Origin of the sequence: Oribacterium sp. C9, assembly GCF_002007235.1 — a bacterium.
Classification (GTDB): domain Bacteria; phylum Bacillota; class Clostridia; order Lachnospirales; family Lachnospiraceae; genus Oribacterium.
This window is the reverse complement of the sequence record NZ_MUHW01000005.1, coordinates 20,168-41,577: the sequence shown is the minus strand read 5'-3', so window position 1 is coordinate 41,577 and position 21,410 is coordinate 20,168. Positions and strand designations below refer to the sequence as shown.

17 protein-coding genes are annotated in these 21,410 nt (G+C 41.9%); 5 read left to right on the top strand and 12 right to left on the bottom strand.

Annotated features, from left to right (window positions below; genetic code table 11):
- Nucleotides 1-139 precede the first annotated feature (139 nt).
- Nucleotides 140-1,069 carry a transporter gene (locus tag BXO88_RS04650; protein ID WP_168171618.1) on the bottom strand — a complete coding sequence of 310 codons (930 nt, stop codon included), beginning with the start codon at nucleotides 1,067-1,069 and terminating at the stop codon, nucleotides 140-142.
- A 156-nt stretch (nucleotides 1,070-1,225) separates the two neighbouring features.
- On the opposite strand from BXO88_RS04650, the gene BXO88_RS04645 reads away from it, so the two are divergent.
- Together BXO88_RS04645 and BXO88_RS04640 are read left to right on the top strand one after the other, a co-directional pair.
- On the top strand, nucleotides 1,226-2,131 hold the full coding sequence (locus BXO88_RS04645) for a TIGR01212 family radical SAM protein (protein ID WP_078036593.1): 906 nt from the start codon (nucleotides 1,226-1,228) through the stop codon (nucleotides 2,129-2,131).
- 330 nt (nucleotides 2,132-2,461) lie between these two features.
- A complete protein-coding gene (locus BXO88_RS04640; protein ID WP_078036592.1) occupies nucleotides 2,462-3,778 on the top strand; it encodes an EAL domain-containing protein in 1,317 nt (438 codons plus the stop codon).
- Between the two features lie 118 nt (nucleotides 3,779-3,896).
- On the opposite strand, the gene BXO88_RS04635 is transcribed toward BXO88_RS04640, so the two are convergent.
- Nucleotides 3,897-4,307, bottom strand: coding sequence for a barstar family protein (locus BXO88_RS04635; RefSeq protein ID WP_139355508.1), 411 nt, complete (start codon nucleotides 4,305-4,307; stop codon nucleotides 3,897-3,899).
- 52 nt (nucleotides 4,308-4,359) lie between these two features.
- Nucleotides 4,360-4,851, bottom strand: coding sequence for a ribonuclease domain-containing protein (locus BXO88_RS04630; protein WP_078036590.1), 492 nt, complete (start codon nucleotides 4,849-4,851; stop codon nucleotides 4,360-4,362).
- Between the two features lie 223 nt (nucleotides 4,852-5,074).
- On the opposite strand from BXO88_RS04630, the gene BXO88_RS04625 reads away from it, so the two are divergent.
- Nucleotides 5,075-6,193, top strand: a complete 1,119-nt coding sequence (locus BXO88_RS04625) for a hypothetical protein (protein ID WP_078036589.1) — start codon at nucleotides 5,075-5,077, stop codon at nucleotides 6,191-6,193.
- 143 nt (nucleotides 6,194-6,336) lie between these two features.
- Here BXO88_RS04625 and fliB read toward each other — a convergent pair whose 3' ends face one another.
- Complete coding sequence (gene fliB, locus BXO88_RS04620; RefSeq protein ID WP_078036588.1) at nucleotides 6,337-7,500, bottom strand: flagellin lysine-N-methylase; 1,164 nt, start codon at nucleotides 7,498-7,500, stop codon at nucleotides 6,337-6,339.
- A 206-nt stretch (nucleotides 7,501-7,706) separates the two neighbouring features.
- Here fliB and BXO88_RS04615 point away from each other — a divergent pair, with 206 nt between their 5' ends.
- Nucleotides 7,707-8,774, top strand: a complete 1,068-nt coding sequence (locus BXO88_RS04615) for an anthrax toxin lethal factor-related metalloendopeptidase (protein ID WP_078036587.1) — start codon at nucleotides 7,707-7,709, stop codon at nucleotides 8,772-8,774.
- A 42-nt stretch (nucleotides 8,775-8,816) separates the two neighbouring features.
- Here BXO88_RS04615 and BXO88_RS04610 read toward each other — a convergent pair whose 3' ends face one another.
- The 6 genes from BXO88_RS04610 to BXO88_RS04585 all read right to left on the bottom strand — a co-directional run bounded on the left by BXO88_RS04610 (nucleotide 8,817) and on the right by BXO88_RS04585 (nucleotide 17,890).
- Nucleotides 8,817-9,485 (bottom strand): zinc ribbon domain-containing protein, encoded by a 669-nt coding sequence (locus tag BXO88_RS04610; RefSeq protein ID WP_078036586.1) that lies wholly within the window; start codon nucleotides 9,483-9,485, stop codon nucleotides 8,817-8,819.
- A gap of 159 nt (nucleotides 9,486-9,644) precedes the next feature.
- Nucleotides 9,645-12,230, bottom strand: coding sequence for an FAD-dependent oxidoreductase (locus BXO88_RS04605; protein ID WP_168171617.1), 2,586 nt, complete (start codon nucleotides 12,228-12,230; stop codon nucleotides 9,645-9,647).
- 246 nt (nucleotides 12,231-12,476) lie between these two features.
- Nucleotides 12,477-12,971 (bottom strand): NusG domain II-containing protein, encoded by a 495-nt coding sequence (locus tag BXO88_RS04600; RefSeq protein WP_078036584.1) that lies wholly within the window; start codon nucleotides 12,969-12,971, stop codon nucleotides 12,477-12,479.
- 40 nt (nucleotides 12,972-13,011) lie between these two features.
- Entirely contained in the window at nucleotides 13,012-13,896 is an 885-nt protein-coding gene (locus tag BXO88_RS04595) for a hypothetical protein (protein WP_078036583.1), read from the bottom strand.
- Between the two features lie 161 nt (nucleotides 13,897-14,057).
- Nucleotides 14,058-15,473 (bottom strand): alanine/glycine:cation symporter family protein, encoded by a 1,416-nt coding sequence (locus BXO88_RS04590; protein ID WP_078036582.1) that lies wholly within the window; start codon nucleotides 15,471-15,473, stop codon nucleotides 14,058-14,060.
- Nucleotides 15,474-15,607: 134 nt separating this feature from the next.
- Nucleotides 15,608-17,890, bottom strand: coding sequence for an ATP-dependent helicase (locus BXO88_RS04585; RefSeq protein WP_078036581.1), 2,283 nt, complete (start codon nucleotides 17,888-17,890; stop codon nucleotides 15,608-15,610).
- Between the two features lie 232 nt (nucleotides 17,891-18,122).
- Here BXO88_RS04585 and BXO88_RS04580 point away from each other — a divergent pair, with 232 nt between their 5' ends.
- Nucleotides 18,123-18,803 (top strand): hypothetical protein, encoded by a 681-nt coding sequence (locus tag BXO88_RS04580; RefSeq protein ID WP_078036580.1) that lies wholly within the window; start codon nucleotides 18,123-18,125, stop codon nucleotides 18,801-18,803.
- A 126-nt stretch (nucleotides 18,804-18,929) separates the two neighbouring features.
- Here the strand turns inward: BXO88_RS04580 and fliD are convergent, their stop codons facing one another.
- The gene (gene fliD, locus BXO88_RS04575; RefSeq protein ID WP_078036579.1) at nucleotides 18,930-19,964 is read right to left on the bottom strand and encodes a flagellar filament capping protein FliD; all 1,035 of its coding nucleotides are present in this window, start codon (nucleotides 19,962-19,964) and stop codon (nucleotides 18,930-18,932) included.
- Nucleotides 19,965-20,236: 272 nt separating this feature from the next.
- Nucleotides 20,237-21,409, bottom strand: a complete 1,173-nt coding sequence (locus BXO88_RS04570) for an NAD(P)-dependent malic enzyme (protein ID WP_078036578.1) — start codon at nucleotides 21,407-21,409, stop codon at nucleotides 20,237-20,239.
- Nucleotide 21,410 lies beyond the last annotated feature (1 nt).

Here is a 21,410-nt window from a genome sequence, read left to right as displayed (position 1 = left end):
GAAGCTTTAACCTCGCAAAAAATACTATCGTTTATTTGATATGAATTTTATAAGTGCATATCCCGAACTGTGTTATCACAGGTTCGGGATAGATGTATGACGCTTATATCTGTTTGTTTGATTTAGACATTGTCCTGTTTCAGCTTGTGCGCTGTGAAATTCCCTTTATGCTCTTGATAGCCCAGTCTTCGTTGACCACGGTTATAACTGATCCGCAGTATGGACACTTAGCGGTCTGGTTGATGTCAAGCGGCGCACCGCAGTGAGGACATGTGACTGTATTGAGGCCCTTCTCTGTATGAGTTGTGATTCCGCTCTTTCTGCAGAGGTCGTATTCGTAGGTCATGAACTTCTCCTTTACCTTGTTTCCGGATACGAGAGCGCCTGTTCTGTCATCGAGAGTATAGTCCACTATACGTGTTTTGAGAATGGCAACTATGTGATCCATTCCATTCTCCTGATAGAAAGTCACAGGCTCTGAACTGAGTACGGCGATCCTTTCGATATAGTTAGTCTGATTTCTGCTCTTCATGGCACTGAGCTGTCTATCCATCTGAGCATAGAAATCATCTGTAAGATAAGGACGTATCGGTTCCAGATCCTTGTCCTGCCATGCATTCTGAAGCTTCACATAAACATTGGAGAGCTTTGCTGCAAGCTCTGCGGAATCGAATCCCGGATCGATGCTTGTATATTCTGAAATAGGTCTTCCCTTGCTCCGTGCCACGTTGTTGACAGGCTGACTCGGGCGAGAATCTGTAAGTCTGCTTATATTCTTGCTGCGCTGTATGATGAAGATAAATATAATGATAAACACTATAAGAGGTACTACCATATCCCAAAAGAAACCGTCACTTGAACTGCTGCCGGATCCTCCGTAGTAGCTGTAGCCTCCGGAGCTGTAGTCACTGCTGCTCCACCCTGAATCACTGCTGCTCCAGCTGTCAGAGCCGTAGTCAGAGTCACCGGAATAGCTTCCGAAATCAGCAAAGCCCTTCAATGTGAAGGCTGAGATCACGAAACAAAGAGCTAAAATCATCAATAGTTTAAATCTGAATTTCTTTTTCATACTCAAAACTCCTATTGTGGATTTATGTGTCATATCGATTTATGTGTCATATCTGTCGTGATAGTACAAAAAATGATCATTTATTGATAACTGACACATTTGTCTTTATATATTCTAGCAATTATATTTTAAACATGAAATGTTATAATGAGATACATGTATTATTTATCTCTATCAGATTATTTAAAAAGAATTTACGGACAGAAGGTCTACAAGATCTCACTTCAGTCAGGGTGCTCATGTCCAAACAGAGACGGAACCATATCCAGAGGAGGATGTAGCTTTTGCTCAGAGGGCGGCTCCGGTGATTTTGCCGCACCACTTCTTCCTGTAAAAGAGCAGATCGAAATCGGAATAAAAAGAGTCGAAGCAAAGCTTCCGAAGGTGACTGAACATAAATTCATAGCCTATTTTCAGTCTTATACCAATACCTATGGTGATACAGCTAAGCTCATAAGTCTGTTCGATGAAGCTCTCAGAGATCCGAGGGTGATTATTCTTTCCATAGGAACGAGACCTGATTGTATAAGCGATGAGATGATCTCTGAACTGAAGAAGCTACAGGACAGATATGATAAAAAAGTCTGGATCGAGCTGGGACTTCAGTCTGTCCATGATGAAACCGCAAAACGTATCAACAGAGGATATCCTCTGTCTGTTTTTGATGACACATATAAACGGCTAAAGGCTTCCGGACTTTCAGTGATAGTTCACGTAATCATAGGTTTTCCATGGGAGGATGAAAAGGATATCCTCGAAACCATACAGTATCTTTCTGCATTGACACCTGTACTAGACGGAATAAAGCTTCAGCTTCTACATATCCTTAAAGGAACAAGGCTCGGGGAAGAATACGAAAGAGAGCCATTCCATGTTCTCACTCTGGAAGAGTACTGTTCCATCCTTGTAAAATGCCTGAAGCTTCTTCCTTCAGAAACCGTCGTACACAGGATAACCGGAGACGGACCTAAAAAAATCCTTATTGCCCCGTTATGGTCAGGTGATAAAAAGCGTGTGCTTAACACTATAAATCAAGCCATAAAACTTGCTTCTGATACCTGATTTTTCATGCGAAAACGGTTTCGATTAAGATTGTCCGCTACAGTTTACACTAATAGAAACTATAGATGAATTCTATAGCGCAATCGTCTGATATACATATATTTATTAAATATATGTAAGTTTGTTGATTGTGTTCATCAGTTCCCGTAAAATATAAATTGGTATATTAAATATCGTTTTTGTATTATGAATTCTATATATTAGGGTGTATTTAAATTCATGATTATTTTGTCTCACGGATGAGATGATTTAAACATTATTCTGTTTAAAGTTATGGCATCATGATCATATGAGGGTGTGATCTGATGTTTTTAGGGGAAGGATATTTATATGTGTAAGAGTAAATTGAATAGTTTTATGTACGTGGAAAGGATCAGACATGTTCTGTGTTCTAATCCTGACAAGCGTTATCTTCTGGTTCGATCCAATATACGGGATTTCAAGCTTGTGAATCAGATCTTTGGATTCCCGAAGGGTAATGAGATTTTACGCTGTATGAAAAAACTCATCGTAGAGCATGGACGGTATTTTGAAGTATTTGATCAGCTCCACGTTGATCAGTTTGTTTTTCTTATCGAGAAAGATAAGTTTGAGGAGGAGCTTTTCAGAAGGATCGCACAGGTCTGCTCAGAGTTTATAGATAATCCCGGATTCCGTATGCATTTTCAGCTTGGAGTTTATGAAATAACAGATCCTGAAATGGAAGTTCTTTCCATGTGTGACAGGGCGAAGCTCGCCATTAAGTCCATAAAGATCGATGAGCCATTCTCTGTTGCCTGGTATGACGAATCCATCATGGAGGAACGTCTTTACAGTAAAAAGATCATAAGCGAGTTCGACAGTGCTCTAAAGGAAAACCGTTTTCTTTTGTATCTGCAGCCACAGGCAAACACCAAAGGCGAGATCATCAGTGCCGAGGCTCTTTCCAGATGGCTTCTTGAAGATGGTACCATACTGAGTCCATCTCAGTTCATTCATATACTTGAGGATTCAGAGCTTATCTGGAAGCTGGATCTCTATATGTGGGATAAGGCCGCCAGCCTTCTCAGTGAATGGAAAGAAGACCCGGAAAAAAAGAATCTCAGTCTTTCGGTCAATATCTCCCCCAAGGATCTTTATTATCTCGATATAGCGAAGATCCTTATCGGACTGGTTCAGAAGTATGATATCTCACCCTGCAAGATGAATGTCGAGATCACGGAATGCAGTTTTGTGAACAGTCCTGAGCTTTATGTCGATCTCATCGCAAAGCTTCACGATGCAGGTTTTTCTATCGAGATCGATGATTTTGGAAGCGGATACTCTTCTCTCACACTCCTGAAAAATCTTCATGCGGATGTTCTGAAGCTTGATATGGGATTTCTGCAGGATACTGATGATCTTATCCGTTCAGAGATAATTATTGATTCTGTCATAGAGATGGCTAAGCGTCTGGATATGCAGGTCATCTCAGAGGGCGTGGAAACACAGGAACAGGCTGCTTTTTTAAAGATCAACGGCTGTGATTTCTTTCAGGGTTTTTATTTTTCGAGACCGGTTCCGTCCGATAAGTTCGATACGGTTCTTAAGGCTTATAATCTCGAAAGGACCAATTCAAAAAGTGTCAGACCAAAGTCACTCAGGGATCTGGTACAGGAAGCAGTATAAAAAAGAGAATGTGAAAAAAACAGGTTCCATAAAAAGAAAGAACCACGAGCTTTATGGGCTCAAGGTTCTTTCTTTTTATGTTAAATTTATCTGTGCAAAATAATTTCAGCGGTTCTTTTTATTCGTTTACGTCCATCTTGTCATAGCCGTCGCTGTCACCATAATTATCATCAGGATCTGAATAATCATCTCCGCTTGCATCATACTCGGATTCATCTCCGTTATCGTAATCCTCATCATCTTCCTCTGATTCTTCATCATCAGATGAGAACTTAACAGAAAAATCAGGTATCTCCAGCATGAGATCCTTCAGGGTATGTTTGAATTTCTTAAAATACTGAGGGTCTATCTCCGCAAATTCCTCGAAGTTCTTTACGATCAAAGTACAATCATCTATCACCTCACTCAGGTCATCATAAAGTGCATCGAGATTTCTTCCGAAGTAATTAGGTACAGGCAGCTGATCTTCGATAGCGTCATACAACTCGTCACGATCTGTTACATCTGATAGATCAAGAAAATATTTCATACGTTCCTCCGATATTTCCGGCATCCCTGCCACAAATTTTAATCAACAGGCTTCATGGATCTCCATAAAGAAGTTCATAGCTTGCATAGTGGTCTTCTGTGTAGTAGATCAATCCATCATCTGAATAAATGATTCTTTTTGCACCCCTCTTTTTCTTATGAAGAGTGTCAATGTCACATTCATAATAGCTTCTGTCTTTACTGTCAGGAAGCAGCCCCTCACGGTTCTTGAATCTGTCTCCGCCGATACATTTGCCATAGGCTACATCGTCAAGGCTTCCACCATTCCACCCCAGTTTTCTGGCCTCATATTTGGTTATAAAATTGGACGGAAGATGCTCGTAGGTGTAAATATATAGAGCTACATCATCCTTTGAAGTATAGGTTCCATCTTCCGTAATCTCCATGAGACCTGCGGTTTCAGGATCACTAACTGTAACATCAATCTCTTTAGACAGGGATTCTGTACAACCGCTAAATACCGATATGATGCTTATGCAGAAAAAGATCAGTAAAAAGCGGTAAAGTCGTTTTGTAATGTTCATAATTTTTTTCTTTTTGTCCTATTTTGTAATGTATAATTCAATTAATTTTATCAACTGTCCGTATAAAATAGATTATGATGTACTTACATCATTTATTACCGACAAGATTTCAAAAAAGATTATACTTCAATTTACAGAAATTACCGATTTGTATTTCAGGTCTATTTCAGTTTCAGTTCAGCGTCGATAGTTATAATAACTACAGAGATTCAAAGGAGGACACATGTTTAATTTAAAGAAATTTGCGATAATATTTGTATCTTCTTCATTTATGGCTGCTATGGCTGTTCCATCTTACGCTGCAGATTCCAGAACCAGTGTCTCTACAGTAAAGATCAATGTTTCCACTGACCTTTCCCTTGGCTCCACATCCAGTGATGTAGAGGTCACAACAACCTCCACTCTGTATGATGTTCACAGTGCCACCATCACCAATGTACCTGCAGACGGATGGGATGGCGATGACAAACCAAAGGTTCAGATAAAGCTTGCCCTTGAAGATGATGATAATTATAAGTGGAATATCACAAAGGCCAATGTCAACGTGACAGGTGATGCCGGTAACGTAACCTCTGTTTCAGGCGGAAGCGGTCATGGATATCTGACCATAGTTTATACCCTCGATGCTCTTGATAAGGTCTATAAGGACTGGTCCAGCTCACTGGATCTGAACATCGACAATGCTTACTGGCAGACGGCTTACGGTATCGCCAACTGGAGCACCGTTGAAAATGTGAAAAAATTCGAGGTAAAGCTTTACCGCGGCAGTACTGTTCTTACCACAGTAACTACCACTAACAATTATTACAGCTTTGCCAACTATTTCACACAGGCAGGAACCTATAGCTATAAGGTTCGTGCGGTATACTCAAGTTCACATAAAGGATCATGGGCAGAATCAGAAGATCTGTATGTCACAGAGTCTGCAGCCGCTTCCATTAAAGCAACCTACAACGCAAATATTAACAATCCTACCAGCTCCGCTTCCTCAGCTTATCTTTCAGGTCTGACGGGAACTACGGTTTACGGCTCCACATATTATGCAAACTCTCCTGTCAATACAACCGACGGACAGTGGATACTTGATCAGTACGGCTGGTGGTACAGAAATGCTGACGGATCCTGGACTTCAAACGGTTGGCAGCTTATAAACGGAAAGTACTATTATTTCAATTCTCAGGGATATATGAAGACAGGCTGGATCTACTGGAACAATCAGTATTACTACTGCGGTGCAGACGGAGCTATGCTCACTAACACAACCACACCGGACGGTTATTATGTAAATTCAACAGGTGCCTGGGTGTCTGATTACAATCCATACAGCTATACCTTCGGATGATCCACTATGAGGTTTTCGGTTAATCTACGATTTAGACAAATGATATCGTAGATATAGCTTTAGATCAAAAGTTAAATAAACAGGATCTCTAAGAGCATGATAAGATTTCATCCATGTCCCTGAGAGATCCTGTTTTTTATACATCAGCCCAATAAGAAATCAGCATATCCAAAGTCCCATACGGCGGATTCGAAGCTGTTTGTCAGATACTCTTCTATATCAGCTGCATCGTAGCCTGTGAGTCTCGAAATGAGAACTATCATTTCCCTGACATTTTCATATGAAAGAGTGTGCTCTTCTGCAGATATCCATTTCAGGAAAAGTCCCTGCAGGATGGCGGCATATTCCATCATCATCCATTCAAACTGCAGAACCATGTCTCTTAGATCCATATCCGGGATCAAAAGATTTGAGAAGGTTTCTGAGATAAGATAGTTTCTGAGGAGTTTTTCATAACGTGATAAGGCTGCATTGAAGTCCTGTATTTCCTCATCGCTATATGTTGATGCGGTATCTCTCAGAGGCTTTAGAAATGAAGTATATCTGTTCTCTCTTGCATAGTTTTCTGTCATGTCGAGGAAAAGCTCATTTCTCTCGTTCAGTGATTCTTCCGGATCTCTTTCCAGACTATCGATAGTAGCCTTCAGTTTACGGATGGATCCCTGATCAATGTAATCGTCCATTGAATCCAGAGAATCTTTATGATAGATATCAAGAAGTATGAAAAAGGCTGACAGAAGATTTGTACGATTGTCAGAGGCTTCATCTGAAAGGTGAAACATCATGAGATCTCTGGTAAGCCTGAGGATGTCTTTTTTGTCAGCTCTCCGCAGTATGTCGCTGTTTTTATGATCGAGGCCTGTGAAGGAAAGTGAATTTCTTTCGTTCCACCGGTCTACTATCTCCGGACAGCATGATACAAGTGCCCTTTCTGTACGATCAGGGAAAATATGAGTTTCTCTTGGAAATTCATGGCATGTAACGGAAAGTATTTCTTCACCATGCTCTTTCACAAGGCGACAAAGATGATCACATTCGAGAAATGGACATTTCATGTTCGGCAAAAGACCTATGACATCCGTATCATCGATCTTTTTTATAAACTGATTCAGCGAACTATGTTCACTGAGACCTGCAGGTAACCGGTGGTTTTCTTTCAGATCTTTCGGAGCCGATATGGAACGCCATCTTTTCTTTGTTTCACGGTCTACCGAGATCTTCCATTCCTGACAGCAGGTGAAGGAGCATTCACCTCCTATACAGTGGAAATCATCATAATAATCGGGTTTTATTTCTGATATAGACATTGGACTCTCTTTCTATTTAAACTGAAATAATCAATATTTTAAAAAAAGCATCATAAATTGAACACAAATTTGAATTATAAAGTAAGTATCATTCGATGATAAGCAGTATGAGTGTTATAATCTTTGAATATATTCCTGTTTTTTGAATCTGACATATAAAGCAGGAAATATATCCGGATTTCTACTTACTTTTTAGGAGGACAGAATTGTTTAACATTAATATAAACAGTATCAAAACAGGTTTTTTAACAGTTGCTTCCACTGCGGCATTTTCGTTCGCCTTAGGTTCGACAGCTTACGCAGCCATACCTCTTGCTGATATGGGATTTACCGCAACCAATGAGCAGATTCAGGCTGTTACCTACCAGTATAATATGATTCCTGCGTCCATTAGGCAGTATTATGAGGATCTCGGAAATCAAATCTATTTCTTTGAGACAACCGCGTCTATAGGCGATCTACTGGGAGCCTATTCCGGTCAGGAAGGACATGATGCAAAGATCATACTTACAAACAGGGATTATGGTGCTGCAGAGGCTATAACCCATGAAATGGGACATTTTTTCGATGACATCTGTTATTCAGACGAAGGTACTTCCGTAAAGACCATGAGATTCAGAGATATCATTTTCTATGTAACTCAGGATGGAAAGAAGTATATTTCGGATACAGATGAGTTCAAACGCATATTCCAGTATGAAAAAGCCACTGCTCCGGTCACCAAATACGAAAAGACTGATGCCAATGAATATTTCGCCGGCTCCTTCGGTCTTTACTGTACAGATCCCGATACACTTATGACCTATGCCCCTTATACCTACGATTATATCGACAGACTGATTCAGAACTTTGCCCAAATCTATCCTGCTTCTGCTGAAAATGTCGCTTTAACTGTCACAATGCCGTCAACTATTGATGAACTTACCGGCGGTGCCACAAGCTCAGGCATATTTATCAAAAACAGAAACGGCTCAGATGTACATTCCTCTCTTTCAGAATCCATATCTGCGATCATTGGCGGCAATGTCAATGAAATCACTGGTGTGACATCCGAAGGGATATCATATACGGGATATACCAACGTAGATACATCTACCGAGTACGGTGCCGTAAATACCGGTCAGCATATACAGAATGCAGCTGATGCCGCAAAGAATGGTGACGGAACTACTACTGTTTATAATGGTGACGGTTCCATAACTACCACAACAGTAAAGCACACCGAAAACGGGACCATGGTTTCTGTTGTCAGAGTATATTCAAACGTACAGTGAGGGGCATTTCCCTCACTTTTTTAATTGTAAAAATATTCTGTTCTATACTGCTCCGGCGAGGGCCATGGCTCTTATATCCATGGTAAACATCACACTTATGATCAGAAGTGTAAAAATAACAGTGTGAATCAAAGGATATAGAGCCCTTCTGTTCATTCCCGGAAGCTGTCTTCTGTCCCATAAACTCAGCATGGGAAGAAAATAACTCATGAATACAAATTTTTCACTGTAGACGAGTCCATCCATCATTTCAGGTCGTGTAATAAGATTCTTTATATCCTTGTACCCAAAGAAGAAAGAAAGTGCCTCATAGATGATAAATGTATTTATGAGATTAAAAGTGATGTTGTTTCTAAGTACCATAAAATGGTATATAAGGGCCAACGTTCCCGGAAGAAATGACTGAAGCCAGGCATACTTATCTCTTTTAAATTCGCTGATAAGCTTGCTATGGCAGTTGTTTCCATCTGTTCCTGTAGAAGTGCTTTCAGCCTTTTCTCTGTATCCGGATGCAGAATTACCGGAAGCTGTCTGGTGGGCTTTTCTTTTTATACCTCTTCCACATCCCGGACAGATATCTGCATCATCAGGAACTTCACTTCCGCAGTTTGTGCAGATTCTCATAGGTTTTATCTTTATAATGGGTGTAAAGCACTTGGGACACTTCCTTGAATCATCAGGAATGTCTGAATTGCATTTAGGACATCTCATGTTTTACCTCTATTTTATCTGAAAATCATCTTTATATAAGCGTTATCCTATTATACACATCTTATCTGAAATAATATACAAAAAATCAGGGGACATGCCTTTCGACATGTCCCCTGAATATTTTATCCCTGTGCTTTAAAAAAATTAATAAGATTCAGATTACTTGTTATCAGCTGTTACAGCCTTAGCTGCTGTACGTCCTGATACGAAGATCTCAGTGATAGCGTTACCGCCGAGACGGTTACCACCATGGATACCTCCGGTAACCTCACCGGCTGCGTAAAGTCCATCGATAGCCTTTCCGTCCTTATCAAGTACGTGACGGTTTACATCAACAGAGATACCACCCATTGTGTGGTGTGTTGAAGGAGCCATGAGACGTACACGAAGCTTAGCGTCATCAAGGTTGTATGTATCAGCCTTGTATGAACCGTTGTCGTTCTTCTCTGCATCACCGATGAGAGCTGAGAACTGCTTCTTTGTTACATCCTTAGGCTGCTTGCCTGACATGATTGCCTGATCGTAATCCTTGATTGTCTCGATTACAGCATCAGCATCAGTCTCAAGACCGATCTCCTTGAAGAGATCAGCAAGCTCGCCGATAGTTCTTACATACTGTCTTCCTTCAACGTCCTCATCCTTGTAGAGGTATGGTCCTGGGATAGGAACTGCAGCATTAGCGATCTCAATGAATACGCCCTTGTGGCCCTTCCACTCGATACCGTTCTTGAACTCACCAAGTGAAAGAACGTCACGCTCTGAAGTCTCATCTACGAAACGGTTGCCTGTTGTAGGATTGATGTAGATAGCGTAATCTCCACCACCGAATGCAAGGTCACCATTGTCTACCCAAGAAATAGGCATAAGCTGTGTGAAGCCCTCACCTGTTGTAGCGGCACCGGCACCCTCAGCCATCTTGATACCATCACCCTGAAGTGATGAACGGTTTGTTGTCTCAAGCTTATCGTTAAGGAACTCACTTGACCAGTACTCGTTAGTCTCTACAACCTTACCGATATTTGCAGCGAAACCACCTGTTGCAAGGATAACACCCTTTGTAGCATGTGCTGTTACAGGTGTTCCATCGAACATAGTAGCCTTAACGCCTGTTACACGACCATTCTCAGTGATGAGCTCTTCAGCTGTTGTACGAGTCATGATCTTGTTTGCTTCATTAGCGTTCTTGAATGCGGTCATAGGAGCCATGAAGTATGTTCCCCATCTTCCGCCGTACTCTTCTTCCTTGCCATCGCCATCAGCATCTACATTAGCACCGATGAACTGATTCTCTCTGTACCAGAGAGCACCGATAAGTGTTGGCTGTGTATCCTCAACAAATGTTGAACCCATTGACTCGAGCCATGGCTTGATATCCTGTCCATCGTTGATGAACTGTGATACGAGGTCTACATCACCATAGATCCATGATGACTTGTCAGCGCTCTGACGAAGTCCGCCATAGTATGTCTGGAAGATGTGAAGGTTGATTGTTGAGAAAAGTGTAAGGTCTGACTCAGGTGTTCCTGCGTCGAGCTTAGGCTGTGCCCAGTCAAGGTAAGCCTGGATCTCCTTCTTAAGAGCCTGGAGAGTAGGAAGATAATCCTTAACTACACCATGCTTTGAAAGCTCTTCGATATCACCTGCTACATACTCATGATCCTTGTAGTAGTCAGCATCGAACTCATCCTCTGACCAGTTAAGGATGGTCTTTAACTCATCGATACATCCCTGAACTGACTTAACCTTGTTATACTCGTTGCCGTCGAAGCCCTTGCCTGTTGTAGCATCAGGATTCTTTGCATCCCATACAAGGTAAGGCATAACTGACTGATACTGTCCGCCGGATACAAGTGTGTTACCACCAACCTCAGCGTTCTTCTCGATAACGAGAACTGTGTTTCCGTCCTGAGCTGCCTGAGCTGCTGCAGAGATACCTGCTCCACCTGCACCTACTACAACTACATCGTATGTCTCGTCGATAGCATCCTGAGCCTTAACTTCAACAGTGTTGGATGTAAATGCATCCTTGTTTGTTACTGAAGCCTGATCAGCTGCATCATTTACAGCTTCCTTAAGAGCTCTTGATGAGAATGTAGCACCTGATACACCGTCAACGCCTGTGCCGTTTGCCTCGATGATCTGTGGAATGAGGATGTCGTATGCAACATCACCAACGTGCTCAGTCTCCTTAGACTCCTTAACCTCGATAGCTGTTACCTTACCTTCATCAAATGTAACGTCAACAGCGATATCTCCGTTGTAGCCTGTTCCCTTACCTGTGTAAGTACCTGCTGTGAAAGCGAGCTCAGCATCGTTAGCGCCTGTAGCCTCGCCCTTCTTTGCAGCCTCAATAGCTGCGGCTGCAGCTGCCTTAACACCGTTTGATGTTAATGTAGCACCTGAAACACCATCGATCTCAGCAGACTGCTTTGTCTTGATCTGAGATGCAAGCTCTTCAAGAGCTGCCCCACCTACTGTAGGTGTTTCGTCTTTTCCTTCGATCTGAACGTCTGTGATCTCGGCATCTGTTGTTGTGATAGTAACAGTTACCTTTCCACCGAAGCCCTGATCTGAACCTGAATATGTACCGGCAACAAAGTTTCCGGCAGCTTCTGTTGCTTCAGCAGCTGTTGTAGCTGCCTCTGTAGCAGCTGCTGTTGTTGATTCAGGAGTCTGCTGTGATGCGCAGGCTGTCATTGATGCAGCAAGACCTACGGCCATTGCTCCCCTAAGAAATTTTTTCATTTTGCCTCCTATTAAAGCACTCATAAAATACGATTTTATTTAAGCATATTCGACAATAAAAAACAATTTGAAAGCGGTTACAATATAGTTAAAAATCTTAAATGACATATTTATATCATTTTAATGAACATAATGTTTATATAATACTCGTTAAATCCTGCCCTTACAGTCAAATTTCTTTAATCATCATAAAAAAAGCAGTCTATTCTTTGAAAGAATAAACTGCTGACCATGTAATATGAACTTTTACTGAATAACTATGATAAGTCCGTGTGGAAGGCAGGTGATAGGAAAATCGTAGTCTGTATCTGTCATCTTTCCTATGGAAACACAGATCTGGTTGCTGCAGTTAGACTGTACGACCGCAACTGAATTATCCTTTACCTGCATGAGATTTATATGATGCTTTGTTTCGAGTGCCTCATCTCCCATGGACTCAAGTGTTGTGCCTTCAGGAACTTCCGAGACCACGCCGTCCTTAATCATATAGAGAGCATCCTTACTGAGAGGTGCTCTGAAGATCTCTCGATCAACATACTGTACAACTACCTGAAGCTCGTTGGTCTTCTCATCTTTGCTTTCACCTTCAGCTGATGAAGAAGACGATGCAGCTGTTTCACTTCCGTTGCCCTGTTTTGCACTGCTCCTTATATATGCCGATAGACCGAAGCTAAGTAGGATAACTACCAGAATGGCTGCGATCAAAATGATATTACGTTTCTTATTATCTGAATTCTGCATTTCGATTAGTACTCCTGTTTTTAAAACTTTAGGGACTATCTTAGCACATTTTTATATCCTGAATCAACATGGTATATTTCCGCCTTTGTTCAGGATAGAAGGGCCATTCAAGAGTAGATTCCCTGAGTTCTATCTCTCCTCCGGTGAATCTCTGTCTGATATCCTTTATGCATTGCCATGCACCCTCAGATGGACTGTTTGGATCATACTCGGAAGAAAACAGAACACGATGCTTTGAGGATTTAAGTATGGCTTCGTTTATAAGCGGTATGAGTCTGTCATCCACCTCCCGGATGTGATCATGGAGGGGCTCGGGATCTATGACATCACCACCGAATATCTGTTCAGAAACATTACCGGAAAGTATGTGCCAGCTGTAGGAAAGAATACTCCAGAGCTGGCTGTGAAGTCCGGCTGCCACCACCATATCATAGCTTTTTACCGGAAGTATGTTACTGAGATCTGCTTCATTCCGAAACAGTGCTTCCTCAATCGATCTGAATTCCATGAGAGAACGCTCGATAAAATCAGCTTTAGTCAGAGCTCTCCCCTTTTCCATAAGGTACATATAAAGTCTGTTGAAAAATCGTTCTGTAAGCTCCTGACTGACTCCTGTAAGGGATCCTTCCTTTATATGTATATTTGGACAATGCTCCTGCCCCTGATTTATGAGCCCATCCATTACACTTTCTCCGTCCACGTCTATGAGATCTATACTTCCGAAGTGTGTCGTAAGACGCTTAAGATCCAGGTCATTACAGGGGCCTGCTCCGAGAACAGCGATGGAACGCTTCTTAGCGGCTGAAGGATCACATATTTCTTCATCCTGAAGTATAAGGTCTGTGAGTGCTTTCCTATAGTCCTTCCAGTTTGAATATGCGTTTGGTATAGTAAATTCTTTTTTAATGCTTTCAAAAATATTCATAGCCTTCATTTTACTGACTGAAACAACATAAGTCTATCTTACGTTTAAAAAGTCATTATCATTTGTTGTTCTTTTTATCATCGTATCAATGTGCCTAAGATAAAGATACATTGACAGCCTTATAGCAAAAAAAGATCTGCAGTTTCCTGCAGATCATTAAATCAGCTTGCCAGATCAGTTACTTTTTTCTCTTCATTCTTTTTCAAAAATCTCTGCTCATAATCTCTTAGTGATCTTACCGCATCCTTAGACATAGGAACTAAAGCTATGAGATTAAAGATGGTCATGAGGCCAATGCCTACATCTCCGAGATCCCATACAAAGGTGTAAGCCGCAAGGCAGCCGATGAAGAGGTTTACAAGTGCTATGGCCTTATAAACAGTCTGTGATGTCCAGTTATCTCCGAAGATATATGCAACATTTGAACGGGCATAAAAGAGGATGCCGAGGAATGTTGAGAAACAGAACAGCCAGAGTGTTACAGCGATAAATATTACGCCTGCTTCTCCGAAGTGGTAACGCATGGCTGCCTGAAGAAGGTCCATTCCACCGAGTCCGCTTGTGAGCTCTTCCGGTGCAAGAAGCATAACAAAAGCTGTACAGCTGCAGATGATGATGGTATCTATAAAAACACCCAAAGCCTGAAGAAGACCTGACTTTACAGGATGATCAACATCGGCACTCGCTGAAGCACATGGCGCTGACCCTGAGCCTGCTTCATTTGAAAAAAGTCCTCTTTTTACTCCGTTCATGAGAACAGCACCGAAACCACCGGCAATGGCCTGACGTGCACCGAATGCCTCTCTGAAGATCTGCGAAAAAACAGATGGAAGGCTGGAAAAATTGTTGATAACAACAAAAAGTGTCAGGAAGAAATAGAAGCCTGCCATCACAGGAACGATGATATCCAGAACCTTTACGGTAACGTTTTTCTTTAAAACAATGTATGCACCCGGAATGCAGAGAATGACAGCCGTTGCCAGCGGTGGCACATTAAAAGCATTTTCAAGAGCTGAGGAAACGGAATTTCCGATGACCTGACTGATTCCGCACCAGCAAAGAAGTCCTGAAAGAGCAAAAAGTACCGCCATGATACTCTTCTTCTTTTTTCCTGCAAAGAGGTGATGAATGTAATATGCAGGACCTCCTCTGAAGCCTCCGTAAAGAGGATCCTTTTCCTTATACATCTGAGAAAGAGTCGCTTCTACAAAGGCAGTTGCTGAACCTATAATAGCAGTTATCCACATCCAGAAAACAGCGCCTGCTCCGCCGGCTGAAACAGCTGCTACAACCCCCACAAGGTTTCCCATTCCGACACGGGTGGCTGTAGAAACGATAAGAGTTTCGAGACCTGATACACTGCTCTTCTTGTCACCGGTACTGTCTTTTTCGGATGCTACTCTGATCATCTCCGGCAGCAGACGTAAAGGCAGGAATCTGGTGATCACCATACAGAAAAGACCCGCAGGGATCAAAAGAAGAACCAATAATGAGAGACCTAAGCCTGATCCTCCCGGAAGCGGTATAGTGATGAGGTCCCCCCAGAGGAAGTTGTAGACAAACTGAAATAACTGCATTTTATAAAACCTATTCCTTTTCTTTATTACCTTATTGGATTATACACATTTACTTTAGGAATGCAAAGCGTAACAGTGTAAAGTTTTCAAGTGAAAAAGAAATAGATTTAATGATACCTATAAATAACATTTAATTAAAGTAGCTTTAAAAGATCATGTGAATATAAGAAATGCAGCTGGAAGGTGGTCTCTTTTCCGTCATCGAAGGCTATGACAACTTTTCTTTTGTCCAATGAGACTACCGTTCCCTCTCCTGACTTAATGTGTTTCACCCTCACTCCTTCACCTAAAGAGTCAATGAAATCTCTGTAGTCGGCTTCTGAAAAGATCTTTTCCGATTCGATATTTCTTTCACTATATGCGTGAGGAGTGAACAGGGAGTATCTGGTGCTTCGTGAGGAAGTACCTGTAGTATCATAGACCTTTAGATCCGGATCATTCCTAAAACGGTTAGCCCCTCCGAAGGCTCTTCCGCTTTCAAAGGAAAAGCTTCGTGTGGAAGTTCCGTCCTTCAAGCTGTTATGGCTGTAGCCTCTGTCCAGAAGCTCATTGATAAAGGTTGTATCTTCGTTTTTATATTCAAATATGTTGAGGCTGTTCTTTGCTCTCGTGACAGCAACGTAAAAGAGCCTGCGCTCCTCCTCAAAGATCTCGAGATTCTCCATGTCATCACCACTTGCAGCCTTTCTTATGGAACAGCTTTTCCATGCTATATCAGGCACCTCCTGAGGAAAAATGCCGTCCATAACGTCCATGAGATATACCGTATCGTACTCGAGCCCCTTACTGCTGTGGATGGTAGAAAGTATAAATTTACATTCAGGGTCACTGTTTTTCTCTTTCAGTATGAACTGAAGATCCTTAAGTCTCTCCAGAAGTGACATAGGACTGTCCTCCTGATAAGAAAGACTTCTTAATATGAAGATCTTACTTTCACTTATTTTGTTTCTTTCCAGGTAGTCGTTATACCCCATCTGACGGGTTATACGGCCTATGGCCTGATCTGCTTTATCCTCAAGAAGATTTTTGAGATTGGCTCTAAGCTCAAGAAGATTTGCCTCTGTTCCCTTCGGAAGCTTACAGAAAGACAGTGCCGCATCAATGATGGGAAGCCCGTGTTTTCTTGCCTGCTGACACGCTTCTGCTGCCAATGCCTTGGAAAGGTAGGTCTTAAGCTTATAGTAGATCTGAAAGAACAGTTCATCGTTTCCGGGATCAGCCGCGAACCTGATGACATTTGATATATCGTTTATGGTTCTGTGAGTAAAAAAGCTGAGATCCATATTTTTGACTCTGTAGGGTATATTGTTCCTTTCGAGAAGATCCACCAGAGGCAGGATGCTTTCATTATCCCTGTAGAGGACAGCTGTTTCCGTCTGACAGTCCTTTGCCACCTTTTCGAGATAACTGTACTGGGCTGTCCTGCTCTTAAGGCTGATGGTATGAATCGCACCTTTTCCTGAACGTTTGGTGAACATGGTCTTTTCGTGTCTCAAAACATTTTGAGATATGAAATGCTGTGCGCTGTCAACTATGAACTTACGTGATCTGAAGTTCTCTTCCATGAGAAGGACCTTTGCATCTTTATGATCCTTCTCGAAATTTAAGAGCGCATCGGGATAAGCTGCACGGAATCCGTAGATACTCTGGTCCTCATCTCCTACCATGAAGAGATTACCGCTTTTTTCGGAAAGCAGACTGATTATGGCATGCTGAATCTTTGAAGTGTCCTGAGCCTCATCGACACAGATATACGGATACTTTGACTGAAAAAAGTTCAGGGTCTCCGTACTTCGTTTAAGGATCATCAGTGCGTAGACCATCTGATCATCATAATCCATAAGCCCCTGGTTTCGCATCTCCTCCTGATATAAACGATATATGTCAGAGATCTTCATCTCGCTTGTATCATCCAGCTTTTTTATCTCTTCAGGATCTAGCATCATATTTTTGATGTAGGTTATCAGGGTTCTGACAGCCTTCAGATCACTTTCAGTGGCAAAATCATTCTGTACAGTCCTGTAAATCTGTCCCAGAAGCTCTGAAGTCATCCTGTCATCTGTCACCAGATCGAAAGCATTCTTGCCGATCTTCTTTCCGAAATAGTTGATTATGCGGGCGCAGACACCGTTAATGGTACGGAATTCCAGTCTTCCGGCATATTCTTCACCGAAAAGACTACGGAATCGCAGTGACATATCTCTGGTTGCCGCCACTGTATAAGTCAGTGTGAGTATCTGTTCCGGTGCTATATGCTTCTCATAGATCATAAAGCCAAGTCTAGTGACCAGAACTGTAGTTTTTCCTGATCCTGGTACAGCAAGAAGCAGCACTGCGCCGTCTGTAGTAGTGACCGCGAGCTGCTGCTGTCTGGTAAGATCGATATCATGTTCCTGAAGGTAATTGTAAAAATTCATAGGCAACAATATATCATAATAAGTGATCATTTCTCAATATTTATAAATTTACGCAGATGTAACATAATCGATATCTTTTTCTTTATTCTATAGGATTACTCGGACTAATATTATATTTTTTCATTAAAAAACCCCTTATTTCTCGCTATATTTTTGACGAAGTTATATTAAGGTATGATGCCTTGAGTTTACTCACTGTGCATCTTTATAAAAAACAAAGGGGATATTAGATATGAGGATAAAAGCCGGAGTTATTCTTCTTTTATGTATGATTTCTTGTGTACTCTGTCTTTCAGCCTGCAGGGAAAAGGAGAAAGAGTACCCTACTGTTAAAGCTAAATTGGATGATAAGATGCAGGAGCTTCTGAAGGATCCTGCTGTTATGAGATTCGATGATGCCGCCGGTGCATCCTACATTTACTATGATGAAGGGATCTGTGTTATCTATCAGCCGAATCATAACAACAAAGTCATAACCGTTACATATCTGCAGGACGGCAACTGGTCCACCTACTGTTTCATAAAGAACGTAAAGGTTGATAAGTATAAACAGTACCCTCCCAAGACCAACCTGAACGGAAAGATCGTATATGATACTTATATAAAACCGTTCCTGGAGGCAGAAGAGATCTCTTCAGACGATAAGGAACAGACTATGGTCCTTTCCATAGAGTTTGGTAATCTCAAGGAAAACTGGACTACTACTCTCAAGTGGAAGAGTTTCATTGAATTCCGTCGTGACGGAGCACCTACAGATGTTCATCTTTACTACATAGGCTATAAAGACTATAAGAACATAATCGAAGCTATACTCTCAGAAATGAAGGAAGCAAATCCTCAGCTTGGAGAGAAATATGAGAAGGCTGTAGATAAGATCCTGAACAGCGGTATCGAGTGGAAGATGACAGCATAAACATCATTACACAGGGTTAAGAGGCATGTCTGTAGAATTTCAGATTGACGGGCGTGCATCATTAAATACGAAGGGGAAGGCCATAAGCCTTCCCCTTCACTAGTTGTGTCGTGAACCCGGATGAAATCATCCAAGGAGATTCAACAATGAACCTACAGAATAAAAATTTGTATAACTGTACGGCATATTCTTTGAAAAGTCGTACATCAGATTGAAATAATTCTTTCCGAGATCATCACCTGACAGTAATCCGGACAACCCTGACAGACTGCTCGTAGTTGTAGAAGCCGCCGGGCTGACTCCAACTATGGATGTAACCGACTCTGATAAGGTTGTTCTCGCTCTCTCACCTAAGGTTGTAGCGATACCATACTGACCACCGATCAGTTCACGAGTGGTATCGTAATCCTTTTCAAGAGCAGATCTGAGTCTCGCCTCATCCAGTTTCAGGTCACCGTTTTTATCATAGGATAATCCGACCATACTGAGTACTGCTCCGTTAGCGATATTACCGGACATACGTGATAGCTGCTTCTGTACACCAGATCCGAGATCCTTTCCAACCGAAAGTGTCTCCATGGTGTTGTTGTATGCTTTCACCATGTCTTTCATCGCTGATACAATGTTGTCTTCATCAACACCGGTGTAAATGTTAGTGGTTCCTGTACCCTTCAGTGTCATGGTGGCATCGGCGTTGCCGAGCTTTATGGTGTTAGACTCTGAAGTATACTGAGTGGTTCTGCCATTCTCTGTTATGGAATAACGTGCAGGAGATTTGTCTGTTGCGAGATTCTGAACATCAATCGTAAAGTTTGAGGACTTCCTGAGCGAATGTGTAGTGATCTCCGCAACTTCCTCATCAGAGGATCCTAAAGTGTACTGTGAAAAAACATTGCCGGATTTGAAATAATTCAATTTGTCGGCAGCTTTTTCAGTACTCTTGACATCACTTTGATATGCACTGAGAAAGGCTTGTGTTCTGTCAACACCGGAGGACGAAGCTGTAGCTGCTGAAGTGCCTAAAAATGAAGATACTTTAGGTGTACTTCCGTAAGCTGATGTCTGGTTTATACCATACTGATACCGCATCAGCTGGTACATATTGGATATACTTGAACTGTATAGATCATATGAACTTATACCGCTGATTGCACTGATCATCTTCTGCCTCCTTTCCCTGGATATGTCAGTATATGTCCTTATATACTGCAAATAATTAAAAATAAACACGGTAGTCTACAAGATAGACTCTTCTATAATTAGAGTACCACAAATCCTTTGAAAATACCCTGTGAAAAATACTTTTATTTTGGGGGTTAAAGGCAGATTTTGTCGGTTTTTAAAAGAAATTTTTTGCACGAAATTACCCCCTATCTTTATTGCGCAATAAAAAACGGCAGATCCGGATCGAATCTGCCGCAAACTTAACGATTTTAAATTCTTGCAACTCCTGACTTTCTTGCAGCCTCCGCTGTAGCCTTTGCAACCGCATCCTTTACTCTCGGGTCAAATGCCTTAGGAAGGATGTAGTCAGCATTAAGCTCCTCATCTGAAACGAGACTTGCGATAGCCTTTGCTGCTGCGATCTTCATCTCATCGTTGATGTCAGATGCACGGACATCCAGAGCACCACGGAAGATGCCAGGGAAGCAAAGAACGTTGTTGATCTGATTAGGGAAATCTGAACGTCCTGTTGAAACAACTGCAGCACCTGCTTCCTTTGCTTCATCAGGGAAAATCTCCGGTGTAGGATTTGCACATGCAAAGATAATAGGATCCTTAGCCATGGTACGAACCATTTCCTTTGTGAGTGTTCCCGGAGCGGATACACCGATAAAACAGTCAGCTCCCTTGATCACTTCTGCGAGAGTTCCCTTCTCATGGTTAAAGTTTGTGATCTTTGCCATTTCCTCCTTGATAGGATTGAGACCATCTCTTCCCTCATAGATAGCACCCTGTCTGTCAGTCATGATGACATTCTTAAGTCCCATAGCCATGAGAAGCTTGATGATGGCGATTCCGGCAGCACCGGCACCGGAAGTTACGATCTTGATATCCTCGATCTTCTTGCCTACTACCTTGAGAGCGTTCATGAGACCTGCAAGAGTAATAACCGCTGTTCCGTGCTGATCATCATGGAAAATAGGAATATCAGAAACTTCTTTAAGCTTCTTCTCTATCTCGAAGCATCTTGGTGCTGCGATATCCTCAAGATTGATACCTCCGAAAGAGCCAAGTAAAAGCTGTATGGTATGTACGATCTCATCAGGATCCTTGGAACGAACACAGAGAGGGATGGCATCTACATCACCGAATGCCTTGAAAAGTACACACTTTCCTTCCATAACAGGCATACCGGCTTCAGGTCCGATGTCACCGAGACCAAGTACTGCAGTACCATCTGTAACAACAGCTACGGTGTTCCATCTTCTTGTAAGCTCATAAGACTTGTTCACATCCTTCTGAATCTCAAGACATGGTGCAGCAACACCTGGTGTATAGGCGATGGATAATGCTTCTGATGAGTCAACAGCCGCTCTTGAATTCACTTCTATCTTGCCCTTCCACTCATAGTGTTTTTCCAATGAAACTTTTGCGTAATCCATA

Bases quoted from the DNA above. Each gene is read 5' to 3' on its own strand.
- BXO88_RS04650 (WP_168171618.1), bottom strand. From the start codon at position 1,069: ATGAAAAAGAAATTCAGATTTAAACTATTGATGATTTTAGCTCTTTGT.
- BXO88_RS04645 (WP_078036593.1), top strand. From the start codon at position 1,226: ATGTATTATTTATCTCTATCAGATTATTTAAAAAGAATTTACGGACAG.
- BXO88_RS04640 (WP_078036592.1), top strand. From the start codon at position 2,462: ATGTGTAAGAGTAAATTGAATAGTTTTATGTACGTGGAAAGGATCAGA.
- BXO88_RS04635 (WP_139355508.1), bottom strand. From the start codon at position 4,307: ATGAAATATTTTCTTGATCTATCAGATGTAACAGATCGTGACGAGTTG.
- BXO88_RS04630 (WP_078036590.1), bottom strand. From the start codon at position 4,851: ATGAACATTACAAAACGACTTTACCGCTTTTTACTGATCTTTTTCTGC.
- BXO88_RS04625 (WP_078036589.1), top strand. From the start codon at position 5,075: ATGTTTAATTTAAAGAAATTTGCGATAATATTTGTATCTTCTTCATTT.
- fliB (WP_078036588.1), bottom strand. From the start codon at position 7,500: ATGTCTATATCAGAAATAAAACCCGATTATTATGATGATTTCCACTGT.
- BXO88_RS04610 (WP_078036586.1), bottom strand. From the start codon at position 9,485: ATGAGATGTCCTAAATGCAATTCAGACATTCCTGATGATTCAAGGAAG.
- BXO88_RS04605 (WP_168171617.1), bottom strand. From the start codon at position 12,230: ATGAAAAAATTTCTTAGGGGAGCAATGGCCGTAGGTCTTGCTGCATCA.
- BXO88_RS04600 (WP_078036584.1), bottom strand. From the start codon at position 12,971: ATGCAGAATTCAGATAATAAGAAACGTAATATCATTTTGATCGCAGCC.
- BXO88_RS04595 (WP_078036583.1), bottom strand. From the start codon at position 13,896: ATGAATATTTTTGAAAGCATTAAAAAAGAATTTACTATACCAAACGCA.
- BXO88_RS04590 (WP_078036582.1), bottom strand. From the start codon at position 15,473: ATGCAGTTATTTCAGTTTGTCTACAACTTCCTCTGGGGGGACCTCATC.
- BXO88_RS04585 (WP_078036581.1), bottom strand. From the start codon at position 17,890: ATGAATTTTTACAATTACCTTCAGGAACATGATATCGATCTTACCAGA.
- BXO88_RS04580 (WP_078036580.1), top strand. From the start codon at position 18,123: ATGAGGATAAAAGCCGGAGTTATTCTTCTTTTATGTATGATTTCTTGT.
- fliD (WP_078036579.1), bottom strand. From the start codon at position 19,964: ATGATCAGTGCAATCAGCGGTATAAGTTCATATGATCTATACAGTTCA.
- BXO88_RS04570 (WP_078036578.1), bottom strand. From the start codon at position 21,409: ATGGATTACGCAAAAGTTTCATTGGAAAAACACTATGAGTGGAAGGGC.